15 protein-coding genes are annotated in these 13,699 nt (G+C 55.0%); 8 read left to right on the top strand and 7 right to left on the bottom strand.

The features are described 5' to 3' along the window. Nucleotides 1-76 precede the first annotated feature (76 nt). Nucleotides 77-2,122, top strand: a complete 2,046-nt coding sequence (gene dcp / locus ACWPW2_RS08935) for a peptidyl-dipeptidase Dcp (RefSeq protein WP_454122505.1) — start codon at nucleotides 77-79, stop codon at nucleotides 2,120-2,122. 146 nt (nucleotides 2,123-2,268) lie between these two features. Here the strand turns inward: dcp and ACWPW2_RS08940 are convergent, their stop codons facing one another. Then, the gene (locus ACWPW2_RS08940) at nucleotides 2,269-2,502 is read right to left on the bottom strand and encodes a hypothetical protein (RefSeq protein WP_235180465.1); all 234 of its coding nucleotides are present in this window, start codon (nucleotides 2,500-2,502) and stop codon (nucleotides 2,269-2,271) included. A gap of 744 nt (nucleotides 2,503-3,246) precedes the next feature. Between ACWPW2_RS08940 and ACWPW2_RS08945 the strand changes: the two genes are divergently transcribed. Further along, nucleotides 3,247-3,465, top strand: coding sequence for a hypothetical protein (locus ACWPW2_RS08945; protein ID WP_023481553.1), 219 nt, complete (start codon nucleotides 3,247-3,249; stop codon nucleotides 3,463-3,465). A 50-nt stretch (nucleotides 3,466-3,515) separates the two neighbouring features. Further along, nucleotides 3,516-3,938: a hypothetical protein gene (locus ACWPW2_RS08950; RefSeq protein ID WP_454122509.1), complete on the top strand. Its 423-nt coding sequence runs from the start codon at nucleotides 3,516-3,518 to the stop codon at nucleotides 3,936-3,938. A gap of 572 nt (nucleotides 3,939-4,510) precedes the next feature. On the opposite strand, the gene mgtS is transcribed toward ACWPW2_RS08950, so the two are convergent. Then, nucleotides 4,511-4,603 carry a protein MgtS gene (gene mgtS / locus ACWPW2_RS08955; RefSeq protein WP_023481773.1) on the bottom strand — a complete coding sequence of 31 codons (93 nt, stop codon included), beginning with the start codon at nucleotides 4,601-4,603 and terminating at the stop codon, nucleotides 4,511-4,513. A gap of 107 nt (nucleotides 4,604-4,710) precedes the next feature. Further along, a complete protein-coding gene (gene ftrA / locus ACWPW2_RS08960; protein ID WP_454123616.1) occupies nucleotides 4,711-5,715 on the bottom strand; it encodes a transcriptional regulator FtrA in 1,005 nt (334 codons plus the stop codon). A gap of 67 nt (nucleotides 5,716-5,782) precedes the next feature. Here ftrA and ACWPW2_RS08965 point away from each other — a divergent pair, with 67 nt between their 5' ends. Continuing rightward, entirely contained in the window at nucleotides 5,783-6,193 is a 411-nt protein-coding gene (locus tag ACWPW2_RS08965) for a rhodanese-like domain-containing protein (protein ID WP_312118941.1), read from the top strand. Nucleotides 6,194-6,379: 186 nt separating this feature from the next. Next, nucleotides 6,380-7,483 carry a cobalamin-independent methionine synthase II family protein gene (locus tag ACWPW2_RS08970; RefSeq protein WP_454122512.1) on the top strand — a complete coding sequence of 368 codons (1,104 nt, stop codon included), beginning with the start codon at nucleotides 6,380-6,382 and terminating at the stop codon, nucleotides 7,481-7,483. A 531-nt stretch (nucleotides 7,484-8,014) separates the two neighbouring features. On the opposite strand, the gene ydeE is transcribed toward ACWPW2_RS08970, so the two are convergent. After that, a complete protein-coding gene (gene ydeE / locus ACWPW2_RS08975) occupies nucleotides 8,015-9,202 on the bottom strand; it encodes an efflux MFS transporter YdeE (protein WP_454122514.1) in 1,188 nt (395 codons plus the stop codon). 189 nt (nucleotides 9,203-9,391) lie between these two features. On the opposite strand from ydeE, the gene eamA reads away from it, so the two are divergent. Continuing rightward, nucleotides 9,392-10,288 (top strand): O-acetylserine/cysteine exporter, encoded by an 897-nt coding sequence (gene eamA, locus ACWPW2_RS08980; RefSeq protein WP_312118944.1) that lies wholly within the window; start codon nucleotides 9,392-9,394, stop codon nucleotides 10,286-10,288. Nucleotides 10,289-10,325: 37 nt separating this feature from the next. Here eamA and marB read toward each other — a convergent pair whose 3' ends face one another. Genes marB through marR form a run of 3 tightly spaced genes read right to left on the bottom strand, consistent with a single transcriptional unit; the run spans nucleotide 10,326 to nucleotide 11,411 of the window. Beyond that, nucleotides 10,326-10,541 carry a multiple antibiotic resistance protein MarB gene (gene marB, locus ACWPW2_RS08985; RefSeq protein ID WP_023478576.1) on the bottom strand — a complete coding sequence of 72 codons (216 nt, stop codon included), beginning with the start codon at nucleotides 10,539-10,541 and terminating at the stop codon, nucleotides 10,326-10,328. Between the two features lie 36 nt (nucleotides 10,542-10,577). Further along, complete coding sequence (gene marA, locus ACWPW2_RS08990; protein WP_023478575.1) at nucleotides 10,578-10,958, bottom strand: MDR efflux pump AcrAB transcriptional activator MarA; 381 nt, start codon at nucleotides 10,956-10,958, stop codon at nucleotides 10,578-10,580. An 18-nt stretch (nucleotides 10,959-10,976) separates the two neighbouring features. Next, complete coding sequence (gene marR / locus ACWPW2_RS08995; RefSeq protein ID WP_023478578.1) at nucleotides 10,977-11,411, bottom strand: multiple antibiotic resistance transcriptional regulator MarR; 435 nt, start codon at nucleotides 11,409-11,411, stop codon at nucleotides 10,977-10,979. Nucleotides 11,412-11,653: 242 nt separating this feature from the next. Here marR and ACWPW2_RS09000 point away from each other — a divergent pair, with 242 nt between their 5' ends. Both ACWPW2_RS09000 and ACWPW2_RS09005 read left to right on the top strand, forming a co-directional pair. Beyond that, the gene (locus ACWPW2_RS09000; protein WP_023478573.1) at nucleotides 11,654-12,328 is read left to right on the top strand and encodes a MarC family NAAT transporter; all 675 of its coding nucleotides are present in this window, start codon (nucleotides 11,654-11,656) and stop codon (nucleotides 12,326-12,328) included. Further along, nucleotides 12,328-13,482 carry an alpha/beta hydrolase gene (locus ACWPW2_RS09005; RefSeq protein WP_454122517.1) on the top strand — a complete coding sequence of 385 codons (1,155 nt, stop codon included), beginning with the start codon at nucleotides 12,328-12,330 and terminating at the stop codon, nucleotides 13,480-13,482. Before ACWPW2_RS09000 ends, ACWPW2_RS09005 begins: the two co-directional genes overlap by 1 nt. The last annotated feature ends 217 nt before the right edge of the window (nucleotides 13,483-13,699 follow it).

Raw genomic sequence — 13,699 nt, forward strand, 5'->3', positions numbered from 1 at the left:
GCAGGGACGAGAAAGCATTGCGCCGCGCGCGGCGGATGCCTACTCTGAGGAGACTTACCGCATTCAGGAGCAAACTATGTCGGTCACCAATCCCTTTTTTATTGCCAGCCCGCTACCGTATCAGGCGCCACCTTTCGATCTTATTGAGCAGGAGCACTATCGCCCGGCCTTTGATGAAGGGATGCGACAAAAACGCGAGCAGATTGCGGCGATCGCGCAAAATAGCGCGCCGGCGGATTTCGACAACACCATCCTGGCGCTGGAGCAGAGCGGTGCCCTGCTCACTTACGTGACCAGCGTCTTTTTTGCCATGACCTCGGCAGACACCAATGATTTCCTCCAGCAGCTTGATGAGGCCTTCTCCACGGAATTAGCCGGGCTGGCGAACGACATTTATCTTGATGAACAGCTTTTTGACCGCGTTGAAGCGGTATGGAAAAGCCTGGATACCGCGAACCTCGACGCTGAATCAACGCGTCTGGTTGAAGTGACCTATCAGCGATTTGTGCTGGCGGGCGCGATGCTGGATGAGCAGGATAAAGCGACATTGAAAGCGCTTAATACTGAAGCAGCGTCGCTGATTAGCCAGTTCAATCAGCGCCTGCTGGCCGCGGATAAAGCAGGCGGTCTGGTGGTGGACGATGTCCGCCAACTCGACGGCATGAGCGCTGAAGAGATTGAGCATGCCGCCGAAGCGGCGAGAGCCAAAGGGCTGGAAAATCGCTGGCTGTTAACACTGCTTAACACCACACAGCAACCGGCGCTGGCCGTACTGCGCGATCGTCAGACGCGAGAGAATCTGTTTAAAGCCAGCTGGCTGCGTACCGAGCGCAACGATGCCAACGACACCCGCGCGCTGGTGCTGCGTCTGGCACAGTTGCGTGCTCAGCAGGCGCATCTGCTCGGCTTTGATGATTTCGCCAGCTGGAAGATTGCCGATCAGATGGCCGGTACGCCGCAGGCGGCACTGGAATTTATGCGCAATATCGCGCCGGCTGCCCGTGCGCGCGCTGAACGTGAGCTGGCAGATATTCAGCAGGTTATCGATAACCAGCAGGGTGGCTTCACCGCGCAGGCCTGGGACTGGGCTTTCTACGCGGAACAGGTTCGCATGGCGAAATACGATCTCGATGAGACGCAGATTAAACCCTACTTCGCGTTGAACACAGTGTTAACGGAAGGGGTCTTCTGGGCAGCAAGCCAACTGTTCGGCATCCGCTTTCAAGAACGGTTTGATATCCCGGTCTATCATCCGGACGTGCGGGTATGGGAGATTTTTGATGCTGACGATCGCGGGCTGGCGCTCTTCTATGGCGACTTCTTTGCCCGCGACTCGAAAAGCGGCGGCGCCTGGATGGGGAACTTTATCGAGCAGTCGACGCTTAACGGCACGCAGCCGGTTATCTACAACGTCTGCAACTACCAGAAACCGGCCAATGGGCAGCCTGCGCTGCTCTCCTGGGATGAGGTGATTACAACTTTCCACGAGTTTGGCCATACGCTGCACGGGCTGTTCGCCAGCCAGCGCTACGCCAGCCTCTCCGGGACCAACACGCCGCGCGATTTTGTTGAGTTCCCGTCGCAGATCAACGAGCACTGGGCCAGCCAGCCGCAGGTGTTTGCCCATTACGCTCGCCACTACCAAAGCGGCGAGCCGATGCCGGATGCCCTGCGCGACAAGATGCTGCGCGCCACGCAGTTTAATAAAGGTTACGACATGACCGAACTGCTGAGCGCGGCGTTGCTGGATATGAACTGGCATGGGCTGGCGGCGAATGCAGAAGTCAACGATGTGGCAAGCTTCGAAGCACAGGCTATCGCCAAAGAGAAGCTCGACCTGGCCGCCGTACCGCCGCGCTATCGCAGCAGCTATTTTTCCCATATCTTCGGCGGCGGTTATGCTGCGGGTTATTACGCCTACTTATGGACGCAAATGCTCGCCGATGACGGCTATCAGTGGTTCGTTGAGCAGGGCGGGTTGAGCCGTGAAAATGGGCAGAAATTCCGCGACGCCATTCTGTCCCGCGGCAATAGTACCGATTTAGCTGAGCTCTATCGCCAGTGGCGCGGGCACGATCCGCAGATCGAGCCGATGCTGAAAAACCGTGGCTTAAGCGAGTAAGCCTTCGCGGGATGGAAAAAGAGCCGGGCGAGATGCCCGGTTTTTTTATGCTCAAGCGGTTCCGTCGATAGCAGATGCAACTGGCAGCCGTAAATTAAGAGCATTGTTTCAAACCGCACGACTTCATCAGCTACATGTCAAGGCGGTTAAATCTTTGTTCCCATGATCCGCGAAACGACAGCTTTCGCCGCATCAAGCTTGGCTTTTCCTGCTTCAGAATGGGTGCCTGATTCGAAAGCTTTGAAGTTACCTTCAATCTTCTCAGCGGCTCTTTCAATGAACACGTGCGGCAGCTCAGAGAAGATGGACTGGAAAATGACTTCATAAGCTAAAGCGCGACACTGCAGATCGTTAATCGTTTCTTCGGTTGTCTTCATCATCTCTCCTTAAGAAATGCTTTGATGCATCATATCGATTGGTTAAAAAACGTTCTGTCGAGACTACCTGAATAAGTTAACGCCACGCGACGTGTCTAAAACGGACAAGCCATTTCTGAAAACGATTAACGCTAAACGGTACAGCCCACAGCAGTTTTGTGAAAAGGCGCTGAACACTGACCTGTCCGGTTTGACCCTGTCAGCGTTCGTGAACGTTTCCTGTTAACCGTTATCGACCAGAAGACCTTTATTCTTTATCAAAAATTGAAATCGCGGGATTCTACGTGCTGCGCGATGAAGAGCAGTGAGCGAGGCCGCCTTGCGATAAAGGTTTATGCTTTAAAAACTTACATAACCCGCATGAGCATTGACCGATCTCCCTTCGCTTAATAACGTTAAACGTGGTGATGAATCCCCCTACGCGGAGGGGCTACCAGCCACATCTTTTGGGGTGAAAGCGAGTTGTGCGGGCTGGCGCGCACTCACCGGGAGGCACCCGGCATCACCGAAATATCCTTAGCCAGAGACGGGTTATTTGGCCGGTCTCTGGCTTTTTGCCGCCTTTTTATACCCACACAATTGCGAAAGTGTGGTCCACCTCACGTTTCCCGCCGTAGCGTTATCCCTCTCATTAAGCCAAATTATAGGACCTAATTTTTAGCGCTTAACAATCTATGGCATGGTGCAGGCATGATGAGCATGGCTGTGTTAATGTCGAAGGCAATTTAAGCAACTGAGGTAACCGACATGACCAAAAATGTAGTGGTAATTCGCGCCGGTGGTAAGGTTGAGCAGGTGTCCGTGGAAGATAACGCCAAATCGGTCACCTTTAAAAATGAGCAAAGCGCTTTTCTGGAAATCCCGATCGAGCCCTGGGAGCTCGACGGCGAGACCTACTTCGTCGCCCGTTTCTCCGATCTGGTCACCCAGCAGGAGACGGAGCAAGCTATTCGCAAGTTTCATTAAACCCTAACCGCCTGCGGGCGGTTTTTTTCTGCCTGTATGTGGAGGTATCGATGGAAACAGAACGTGAAGTAACAGCCGCTACGCCGACCATCAGCACGCAGGACAGCGCGCTGTCGCATCTGGTCTCCTGCGCAAACCTTGGCGCAAGCATGGTGGTCACGCTGGTGGTTGGCGGTCAGGTAGTGGCAGGTGAACTGGTATCAGGTGAAGAGTATGCGCTGTCAACGGCGCAGGCGATTCGTTCTGTTGCCGGTGATGAGGATATTAAAAATCCTATCGCCGCTTTTTTCGATCAGCTGGCAGAAGATTACCGCGTCGACGACGAGCATGAGATTCCGCTTAATTACCTGCATATTAAAGATCCATCATGGTTGACAGGTAATGGCGGCTGGACGAGCGTAAAGGGCACAATATTACGGGTGCATATTGCGAAGGTTAGTGGTTTTTCATTAGGCAAAGCAAAAAACGCGTAAACAAAAAAACGGGGCCGGAAAAGAGGCCCCATTTTTATAAAACGTGTTTCGGCCAGCGCCGTCTTCTGAGTGCAGGAATACAGGTTAACGCAGTAAGTCGCGCGCCGCACACTGAGCAAATTGCGCCGTGCGAGGGAAGTTTATCGGAACAATAGGTAGTAAAGGTAAACTTATGGCTACTGCAAACCGGGCACGTAAATTTTAGATTGGGGATAACCCCTCCGGTCTGTGGAATTGAAAAACCAGCCTAACACGCCCATTAGGTTAAAAGGGATATATCCTCTTTATTTTCAAAGAAAAAGGTCAGTTTATGTCAGGCAATCGTTTCGATGGTTTCGCCTGTTGCAGGCTTCAGGCCGGGCATTGTTTAGGTTCTGTTGAGGTTGTAACTGGTAAAGTGACATCAGCCCGTTAACATTGAAAACTGAGTTAGCGTGTAACAATAAGCACAAATCTATCCATGCAAGCATTGACCGCCATAACCGGCGGTTTTTTTTTGCGCCAGATAAAGCAAAAACGGCTTCTTACACATAATGTAAGAAGCCGTCGCGGTGGGGGATTATCGTCGTTCATCAATCGTCCCATTTATGGCTAAAATAAGCGGCTAAAAAACCTGAAAACAAAATAATGCCCAGAACCGCCATAAATACATGCATATTTCCCATTTTGTACCTCTCCATTTATTTCACTGATTTGCCTCACTTGAAAATTTTATCGCTGCAATGGAGAGATAATAGCCTGCTAAATATCAACAAACGCTTAATAATGTGAATTAATTCACCGCTTCGGTAAATTTTTTCCGGTACGCCGCAGGCGACAGTGCGTGCTGCTGCTGAAAATGGTGGCGCAGCGAGGCGGCGTTAGCGAACCCGCTATGACGGGCGATAAGCTCGATGCTCATCCGCGTTTGCGTCAGCAGTGACTGCGCGCGCAGCAACCGTTCCTGCAATATCCAGCGCGCGGGCGTGGTGCCGGTGGCTTCCTGAAAACGGCGCAGAAAAGTGCGCTCGCTCATGGCGGTGCGCTGCGCCAGCGCGGCGACCGTATGGTTGCCCGCCAGGTGCTGGTGCAGATAATCAAACAGCAGGCCGAGCTGACGGCTTTCACGCGTACGCGCCACCGGGCGACTCAGGTGCTGAGTTTGCGCGCCGTCGCGGTGAGGCTGCACTACCAGCCGTCTGGCGACGCTGTTAGCCGCTTCAATACCAAAATCCTCGCGCACCACGTGCAGACAGAGATCGATGCCCGCCGCGCTGCCCGCCGAGGTCATCACATTGCCCTCGTCATAATAGAGAGCGTCGTCCAGCACGACGATGGCCGGATAGTGTTCACGTAACAGGTCGGTATAGCGCCAGTGCGTGGTGGCTTTGCGGCCGTTGAGTAACCCGGCGGCCGCCAGCACAAACACCCCAGAACAGATCGAGATAATCCGGCAGCCGCGCTGCCAGGCTTCCTGTAACGCACGGCACAACGCGGGTGGCACCGGCTGATCGGCGCCGCGCCAGCCAGGAATCACCACGGTATTCGCCTCAGCAAGCAGTTCAAGGCCGCCTGCCGTCATGATACGAATGCCGCCGGTGGCGCGCAGTTCGCCATCATCAACGGCGGCAACGGCAAAGTCATACCACTTATCGCCCATCTCCGGGCGTGGCAGGCCAAACACTTCCACGGCGACGCCAAATTCAAAGGTACAGAGCCCATCATAGGCGAGGGCGACCACGCGATGGCGATCGGTCGGGTGTCGTAAAGTTGTCATTATCCTGGTGTTATCTGGCAGAGAAGGGCGCATTCAGGGCGCGCTGTTTTGGTTAGATTAGTGTTAACACAACCACGGAGAAAAGACGATGAGCTATGTAACCGATATTCCCGCCGCCTCCCCGGAAGAAGCCGCCAGCCACTTTATGCACCGCCTGAGCGTTGAGACGGACTGCGCGGACGTGCACCACGCCCTGATCCATAACGAGAAAGATTTTGTCTTACTGCATGTGGTCGGCAGCCCGGATGCGTTTGCGCGTCGCCATCTGCCCGGCGCAATCCATCTGCCTCATAACACCATCACGCCGGAGCGAATGGCGGAATGGCCCGCCGACACGCTGTTTGTGGTCTACTGCGCTGGCCCGCACTGCAACGGCGCGGATTTCGCAGCGCTTAAGCTGGCGCGTCTTGGACTGGCGGTAAAGATCATGATCGGCGGCATTACCGGCTGGCAAGATGAAGGTTTTAGCTTCGCCAGCGGGATAGAGCACGCCGCCTGACCCGAAATTTTTCACTTTTCTGCATCGAACATGAATTTTTTTCATGGCACGTGAAATTTTCTCGTTTGCCGCCGTTGCCCCGGTGTGACATTTTGTTTGGACATTTAGCCGTCCAGAAGTCTAAATATTCAAATAATGAATTATCACGCCGGGCAACCATCTGCCACGGCGCATAAGGAGAGAATTATGCAGCGACATCAGGCCCCGTTCCGTGCAGACGTAGTTGGCAGCTTTTTACGTCCCGACGCCATTAAGCAGGCGCGTCAGCAGTTTGCGCAGGGTGAAATCAGCGCCGATCAGCTGCGTCATGTTGAAAACGAAGAGATTCGTCATGTGGTGGAACAGCAGTGCGCCTGCGGTCTGCACGTGGTGACCGATGGCGAGTTTCGCCGCGCCTGGTGGCATTTTGATTTCTTTGCCGGGCTGGAGGGCGTCGAGCTTTTTGAGGCCGAGCAGGGGATCCAGTTCAATGGCGTGCAGACCAAAGCACACGGTGTGCGCGTGACGGGCAAAGTCCGTTTTAAAGACCACCCGATGCTGGAAGATTTTCGTTACCTGAAGAGTATCAGCGGCGATGCGCAGCCGAAAATGACTATCCCCAGCCCGAGCGTGCTCCACTTCCGCGGCGGCCGTAAGGTGATCGACGCGACGGTATATCCCGAGCTGGATGCCTATTTTGACGATCTCGCCACCACCTGGCGTGATGCGATCCGCGCGTTTTATGATGCTGGCTGCCGTTATCTGCAACTGGACGATACCGTCTGGGCCTATCTCTGCTCTGACGATCAGCGCAAACAGATTGTCGCCCGTGGTGACGACCCGGAGGAGCTGGCACGCATTTACGCCCGCGTACTGAACAAGGCGCTGGAGGGTAAGCCGGAAGATTTGACCATCGGGTTGCATGTCTGCCGCGGTAATTTCCGCTCGACCTGGATCTCCGAAGGGGGTTACGAGCCGGTGGCGGAAGTGCTGTTCGGCGGCGTTAATGTTGATGCCTTTTTCCTCGAGTACGACAACGATCGTTCCGGTGACTTTGCGCCACTGCGCTTTGTGCGTCCGGGTAAACAGCAGGTTGTGCTGGGCCTGATCACCACTAAAAACGGTGAGCTTGAGAACCCGGAGGGAGTGAAAGCACGTCTTGAGGAAGCGGCGAAGTATGTTGATATCAGCCAGATTTGCCTCAGCCCGCAGTGCGGTTTTGCCTCAACCGAAGAGGGCAATTCCCTGACGCCAGAGCAGCAGTGGGAGAAAGTCCGCCTGGTGACCCGTATCGCCGAGCAGGTGTGGTAACAGGCGCCATCCGGCAATGGGGTTGGCATTTGTGAAAGGGTTCCGTTCACCAGGCGTTGGGGAGTTTCATTAATCTCTTATGCGGTGAACGGGACAAAGGGAGCGGCCGCGCTCCCCTTGTCAATCCCCGCGGCCCCGCGAGGAAATCGGTGCTGCGCACTGCGCTCACCTCCCGCGAGCCTGACTGCGGCCGGCTCGACTCGACTTACTCGTTCCATGCTGGAACGAGTCCATGTCTCGGTTCGCCTCTGTCCGCCATCCATGGCGTCCAGACCTTGTCATTCACGCTTCGGTTCGCCGATTTCAGCGGGGACACAACCCCTCGCTGTCATATCGTAGATAAAAGCAACATTGGTGTGGCTGTGGGCTCGCTTTTGTAGGCCGGATAAGCGTTAGCGCCATCCGGCATTATTTCCGCGGCGTCATTGCCGGATGGCGCGTTACACGCTTATCCGGCCTACGCCGTTTCAGCGGCTTCGTTATCGTAGGCCGAATAAGGCGCAGTTACGATCCGGAATGACGGGCATCTCTTTATTGCGTCTGCAACACTCCCCATGGCCGGACGCGCATCCCTTTGAGCATCATCAGCCAGGCGATCACAATAGTGACCATCAGGATAACAAACAGCGACCAAGGCGGCAGCGTGGTGAGGATCACGCCGGTTAACAGCGGGTTCATCGCCGCGCCCAGCCAGCCGAGCGCCTGCGCGGAGAAGTAGGTCGCTTTCATGCCCGGCGGCGCAATGTTATCAATCAACAGATACTCGCCCGGCGCATAGATCACCTCGCCGAGGGTAAACACCGCGGCAGAGAGGCCCCACAGCCATAAATTGTCGCCAGAGAGCATAAAGCCCGCGAGGCCGATAACAAAACTGAGTGTACCAATCCCCATCAACGGCCGCAGGTTACCCGGCGTGAGTTTGCGCCCAACGGCATACTGCAAGGTGACGACTATCGCCGCGTTGACTGGCAAAACCACCGCCACCACGCGCTCGGCGAACTCACTGCTCGCCACCACCATCACATACTGCGACAGGCAGGACGCAAAAGAGCCGGCAACGAACGAGGCGAGAAAGTTTGAGAGGGTAAACCAGCCCAGCGCTTTATCCTTCAGCAGCACCGACGGGGACCAGGAGGCGGCAGGATCGTGGCCCTCTCCAACGGCGATGCGCTGCACATAGAGTTGAATAAACACCAGCGGAAAGGCGGCGCAGAACACCGCCAGCCAGAAGGGCAGATTGATGCTCTGCATCACCAGCAGCGTGCCGAGCGGTGGCCCGACGGTCCAGCCGATATTGAGGAAGGTGTAGTTGAGCGAGAAAATTTTTGCTTTCGTCGCTGGCAGCAGCGTATCGGCAAAATAGGCTTTCAATACCGTTGAAAAGACCGAATAGGCGCAGTTGATCAGCGCGAAAAAGAGCACCACCAGGCCAGCATGGTGGGTCAGCGGAATGGCGGCAAATCCGCCGATAAAGGCGATAATTGCCAGCAACATATAGCGTTTTTTATCGAACTTATCCGCCAGCATGCCAAAGCCAAGGCTGAAGATCACCCCCACAGTCAGGGCGATACTCATCGCATAACCGACCTGAGCGACCGCCATGCCATACTGGCGATTGAGATAGATGGTCATAAACGGCAGCGTTGCGCCGCGGCCAATCGTTAACAAAAGTGATGAAAAAAGTAATGCGGCGGTGGAGCGTGTTTGTGTCGAGGTCATTTTCTTACCCGGCATGTTTATTTTCGTTTTTGTGATACCAACAGCAATAACACGCCGAAACTGAGGCGCACAACCGCCAATTTGTCTGTAGGTGCCAAAAACGACCTACCGAATTTAATGATCTATTACTGGACTATTTTTTCAGTTAACGTAAATTTTTTACAAATTTGTAAACAAAAAGGGGCGTAGATGGCGCGTAAAGATGTGCTGCTGGCAATGCTGGTAGTCGTGGCCTGGGGCCTCAATTTTGTGGTGATCAAAGTGGGTCTGCACGCCATGCCACCGCTGATGCTCGCGGGGTTACGCTTTCTGCTGGTCGCTTTCCCGGCGTTGCTGTTTGTCGCCCGCCCAAAAGTGCCGATGCGTCTGCTGCTCGGCTATGGCCTGACCATCAGCTTCGGGCAGTTTGCGTTTCTCTTTTGCGCCATCAAGTTCGGTATGCCTGCAGGATTAGCCTCGCTGGTTCTGCAAGCGCAGGCCTTCTTCACCATTGTTCTGGGTGCGGGGATCTTTGGCGAACGGTTGCAGGTCAAACAGCTGGTCGGCATTGCGCTGGCAGTAGTCGGCGTGCTGGTGCTGATTGAGGCGAGCCTCACGGGGCAACATATTCCGCTGCTCGGCTTTATGCTCACGCTGGCGGGGGCCTTTAGCTGGGCCTGCGGCAATATCTTCAATAAAAAAATTATGCAGCACAGCTCGCGCCCGGCGGTGATGTCGCTGGTGGTATGGAGCGCGCTGATCCCGATTGTGCCGTTTATGGTCTGCTCACTGATTTTTGACGGCCCGGCCCTGATGCTGGAAAGCGTGGTGGCGATCGATACCACAACGCTGCTGTCGCTGGTCTATCTGGCCTTTATCGCCACTATTCTCGGCTACGGAATCTGGGGAACGCTGCTGGGGCGGTATGAAACCTGGCGCGTTGCGCCGTTATCCCTGCTGGTGCCGGTGGTCGGCATGGCGAGTGCAGCCCTGCTGCTGGATGAGAAATTATCCGTGATGCAGCTGGCCGGTGCCGTGCTGGTGATGGCGGGGCTCTATATCAATGTGTTTGGTTTTCGTCTGCGCCGGGCGGCACCGGCAAACTGAAGGTAAAAAAAAGCCCCGCACGGTACGGGGCAAACGGTTAGCTGCGTTGATGGTAATACGCTACGCCTAACTCGTCAGATTTGTCGCTTCCCGCCCCCATATGGTTGAAGTCATACGGCGATGTTTGTTGGGCGGCGGGTATGATCATCGCGTCACGGGCATTTTGCCCGGTGCTGTGATCAAACTGCTCCGCATAACTCTGGCCACTCAGCAGCACCAAAAATGCCGCTGCGGCACAGGTAATACGTTTCATACTTTCCTCGATACGTCTTTAATTACAGGCGATTAGTTAACAAGCGTGATTTAACGGATAGAGATAGCGGGACTCCGCAGGCATATCCGTGACCCGGAACTTATGCGGCGGCACGTCAAAATAGTTTTTGAACGTGCGGGTCAGGGTCTGTTGCGATTCAAACCCATAACGCTCCGCCAGATACAGGATCGGCTCATTGCTTCCCTTGAGCTTCTGCGCAATTTCCGTCAGCTTGCGGCTGCGAATGTATTGTCCCAGTGAATGACCAGTCTCTTTTTTAAACATCCGTTGCAGGTGCCACTTAGAGTAACCTGAACGCTCTGACACCTTTTCCAGGGAGAGCGGCGACTCCAGGTTATCCTCGATCCAGTCCAAAATGCTATGAATGGTAATAGCGTCAGTGTTGCGTCTGGACATCGTCATACCTCTTTGTTTTTACGGCAAGACTTTCTTAAGCAAATGCTCAAGTGTTGCCACTTCTTCTGCGGTTAAGTTTTTTGTTAATTCCTGATGCAGGTCTTGACCCACTAATTGATGACATTGCTCACAGAGCGTCGCGCCTTCAGGTGTTAATCGCACCAGCACGCCGCGCTTGTCATTAGGATTCGGGCTGCGTTCAATCCAGCCTTTACACACCAGCCTGTCCATCATGCGGGTCAGTGCGCCAAGGTCGACAGAGAGAACTTTTTTCAACTCAACCGGGGTAATACACCCTTCACAGCGGACAGAGCAGAGCACCTTAAACTGGGCTGCGGTGATATCCAGCGGCGAAAGATAGTCGTTGAGTAAACGATCTTTTTTTTGGTTAACCATGTGGATCAAGCGGCCTAAAGGAATGATGTCGTTGAATAGATCATTCGTGCTTTTCACAATGGTTGCCCCGGCAAGTAGTTTAATCACGGCAGATATTATTGCTCAGGCAAATATAAGTCAACCAAATGGGTATCGGATGCCACTAATTGCTAAAACTTTTCATGCTTAAGAATGTTTTTAATTTCATCTGCTTGAATTTACGTAACTTTTACCCATTACCAGCATAAGTGAAGGCGCTTTTGCCGCCGCGTTGCGGCTATACTGGCGGGGTTGTTAACCGGGGAGAGGTGAAACGTACCATGATGGAATTGATCAAAGTTATCGGTCTGGGGCTGGTGGTGTTGCTGCCGCTGGCTAACCCGCTGACCACCGTAGCGCTGTTTTTAGGCCTGGCGGGCAACATGAACAGCGTCCAGCGTAATCAGCAGGCGCGCATGGCTTCGCTCTATGTCTTTATCATCATGATGGTCGCCTGGTACGCGGGCCAGGTGGTGATGAACACCTTTGGCATCTCGATTCCAGGCCTGCGCATTGCCGGTGGGCTGATTGTGGCGTTTATCGGCTTTCGCATGCTTTTTCCACCCGCAAAGAGCCATGAGTCGCCGGAGACAAAAGCCAAAACGGCGGAACTGGCGGATGAGCCGGAGACCAATATTGCCTTTGTACCGCTGGCGATGCCGAGCACTGCCGGGCCGGGTACCATTGCGATGATCATCAGTTCGGCGTCGACCGTTCGCCACGGCGCTGATTTTCCCGCCTGGGTAATCGCCGTCGCGCCGCCGCTGGTTTTTGCCGCCGTGGCGCTGATTTTGTGGATTAGCCTGCGCAGTTCCGGTGCGATTATGCGGCTGGTAGGCAAGGGCGGGATTGAAGCCATCTCGCGGCTAATGGGCTTCCTGCTGGTCTGCATGGGCGTGCAGTTCATCATTAATGGCGTGCTGGAGATTATCTCGACCTATCCGGCAGGCGCCTGATGCGCCAGTTCTCCGGCTTCATTCTCTGCTGCTCTCTGCTGATCGTCGGCTGCCAGCAGCAACAGCGCGTCACCGCGCCGCTCGGGCAGAACAGCTTTGCTGCGTATCAACAGCAGACGCGCGATTATGTCGCCGCCCACCGCGCCTTTCAGACGCTGGATAAACCCGCCGAATTGCGGCTCAATACGCCGCAGGAGTGGCGTCCTGCGCAGAAAGCGCGCAAGGGGATTTTGTTGATCCACGGGCTCGGCGACGGGCCGGGATCGTTCGTCGATATCGGCCCTGAGCTTGCCCGCAAAGGGTTTCTGGTTCGCACCGTGCTGCTGGACGGGCACGGCACGCGTCCCGCCGAGCTGATTGGCGTCAGCGTTGACCAGTGGCGGCAGGTGGTGAATGAGCAGGCGGCGATTCTGGCGAAAGAGGTCGACTCGCTCTGGCTCGGCGGCTTCTCTACCGGCGGCAACCTGGCGCTGGAATATGCCATGGCGCATGACAACGTGCAGGGGCTGCTGCTCTTCTCGCCAGCCTTCAGGCCAAGTACCCGCTACGCTTTTCTGGCACCGACGCTGGCGCTGTTTCGCGACTGGCTGCGCCCGCCGGGTACGCTTTTCCCCCAGCAAATCGCAACCCGCTATCTGCGCGTGCCGACCAACGGTTTTGCCCAGTTCTGGCGAACCAGCGCCAGCGCGCAGAGTTTGCTGGCGCAGAAGCCCTTTAATAAACCGACGCTGGTGGTGTTAACGGAGCATGATTCGGTGCTGGATACGCGCTGGATCCTCGATCAATTCGACCGCGCCTTTACCCATCCCGCCAGCCGCATAATCTGGTACGGCACACCGCCTTCCGAATCAGTGACAATGTCACGCTTACGCGTGAAAACCGATATTCTACCGCAGGAGCGCATCAGCCAGTTTTCCCATATGTCGGTGCTTTTTTCACCTGATAATCCGCTCTATGGCCGTAAAGGCAGCGTTATGCTTTGCGGCAATGGCCAGTCGGAAGAGGCGGCAAGGCGCTGCCTGAAAGGTGAAGAGGTGTGGTATTCCGACTGGGGATTAGTGACGTCGGGGAAAATTCACGCCCGGTTGACGTGGAACCCTTGGTTTGCATGGCAAAATTCAGTGATGAACGACGTTATCACCGCCGCGCCATGATTGATTCATAGTAGCCGCTGGAACCGCGTAGGCCGGATAAGCGTATGCGCCATCCGGCAATCGGTGCGGCACGTTGCCCCGGTGGAAGCGACCGTAGGCCGGATAAGGCGAAGCCGCCATCCGGCAATGGGTCTGGCATATGGCATTTTGTGGAACGGTTCCGTTCACCAGGCGTTCGGGAGTTTCATTAATCTCTTATGCGGTGAACGGGACAAGG

The organism is Kosakonia sp. Marseille-Q7440, assembly GCF_965119485.1.

Excerpts from the sequence above, each read along its gene's own strand:
- dcp (WP_454122505.1), top strand. The coding sequence starts at position 77 with ATGTCGGTCACCAATCCCTTTTTTATTGCCAGCCCGCTACCGTATCAG.
- ACWPW2_RS08940 (WP_235180465.1), bottom strand. The coding sequence starts at position 2,502 with ATGATGAAGACAACCGAAGAAACGATTAACGATCTGCAGTGTCGCGCT.
- ACWPW2_RS08945 (WP_023481553.1), top strand. The coding sequence starts at position 3,247 with ATGACCAAAAATGTAGTGGTAATTCGCGCCGGTGGTAAGGTTGAGCAG.
- ACWPW2_RS08950 (WP_454122509.1), top strand. The coding sequence starts at position 3,516 with ATGGAAACAGAACGTGAAGTAACAGCCGCTACGCCGACCATCAGCACG.
- mgtS (WP_023481773.1), bottom strand. The coding sequence starts at position 4,603 with ATGGGAAATATGCATGTATTTATGGCGGTTCTGGGCATTATTTTGTTT.
- ACWPW2_RS08965 (WP_312118941.1), top strand. The coding sequence starts at position 5,783 with ATGAGCTATGTAACCGATATTCCCGCCGCCTCCCCGGAAGAAGCCGCC.
- ACWPW2_RS08970 (WP_454122512.1), top strand. The coding sequence starts at position 6,380 with ATGCAGCGACATCAGGCCCCGTTCCGTGCAGACGTAGTTGGCAGCTTT.
- ydeE (WP_454122514.1), bottom strand. The coding sequence starts at position 9,202 with ATGACCTCGACACAAACACGCTCCACCGCCGCATTACTTTTTTCATCA.
- eamA (WP_312118944.1), top strand. The coding sequence starts at position 9,392 with ATGGCGCGTAAAGATGTGCTGCTGGCAATGCTGGTAGTCGTGGCCTGG.
- marB (WP_023478576.1), bottom strand. The coding sequence starts at position 10,541 with ATGAAACGTATTACCTGTGCCGCAGCGGCATTTTTGGTGCTGCTGAGT.
- marA (WP_023478575.1), bottom strand. The coding sequence starts at position 10,958 with ATGTCCAGACGCAACACTGACGCTATTACCATTCATAGCATTTTGGAC.
- ACWPW2_RS09000 (WP_023478573.1), top strand. The coding sequence starts at position 11,654 with ATGATGGAATTGATCAAAGTTATCGGTCTGGGGCTGGTGGTGTTGCTG.
- ACWPW2_RS09005 (WP_454122517.1), top strand. The coding sequence starts at position 12,328 with ATGCGCCAGTTCTCCGGCTTCATTCTCTGCTGCTCTCTGCTGATCGTC.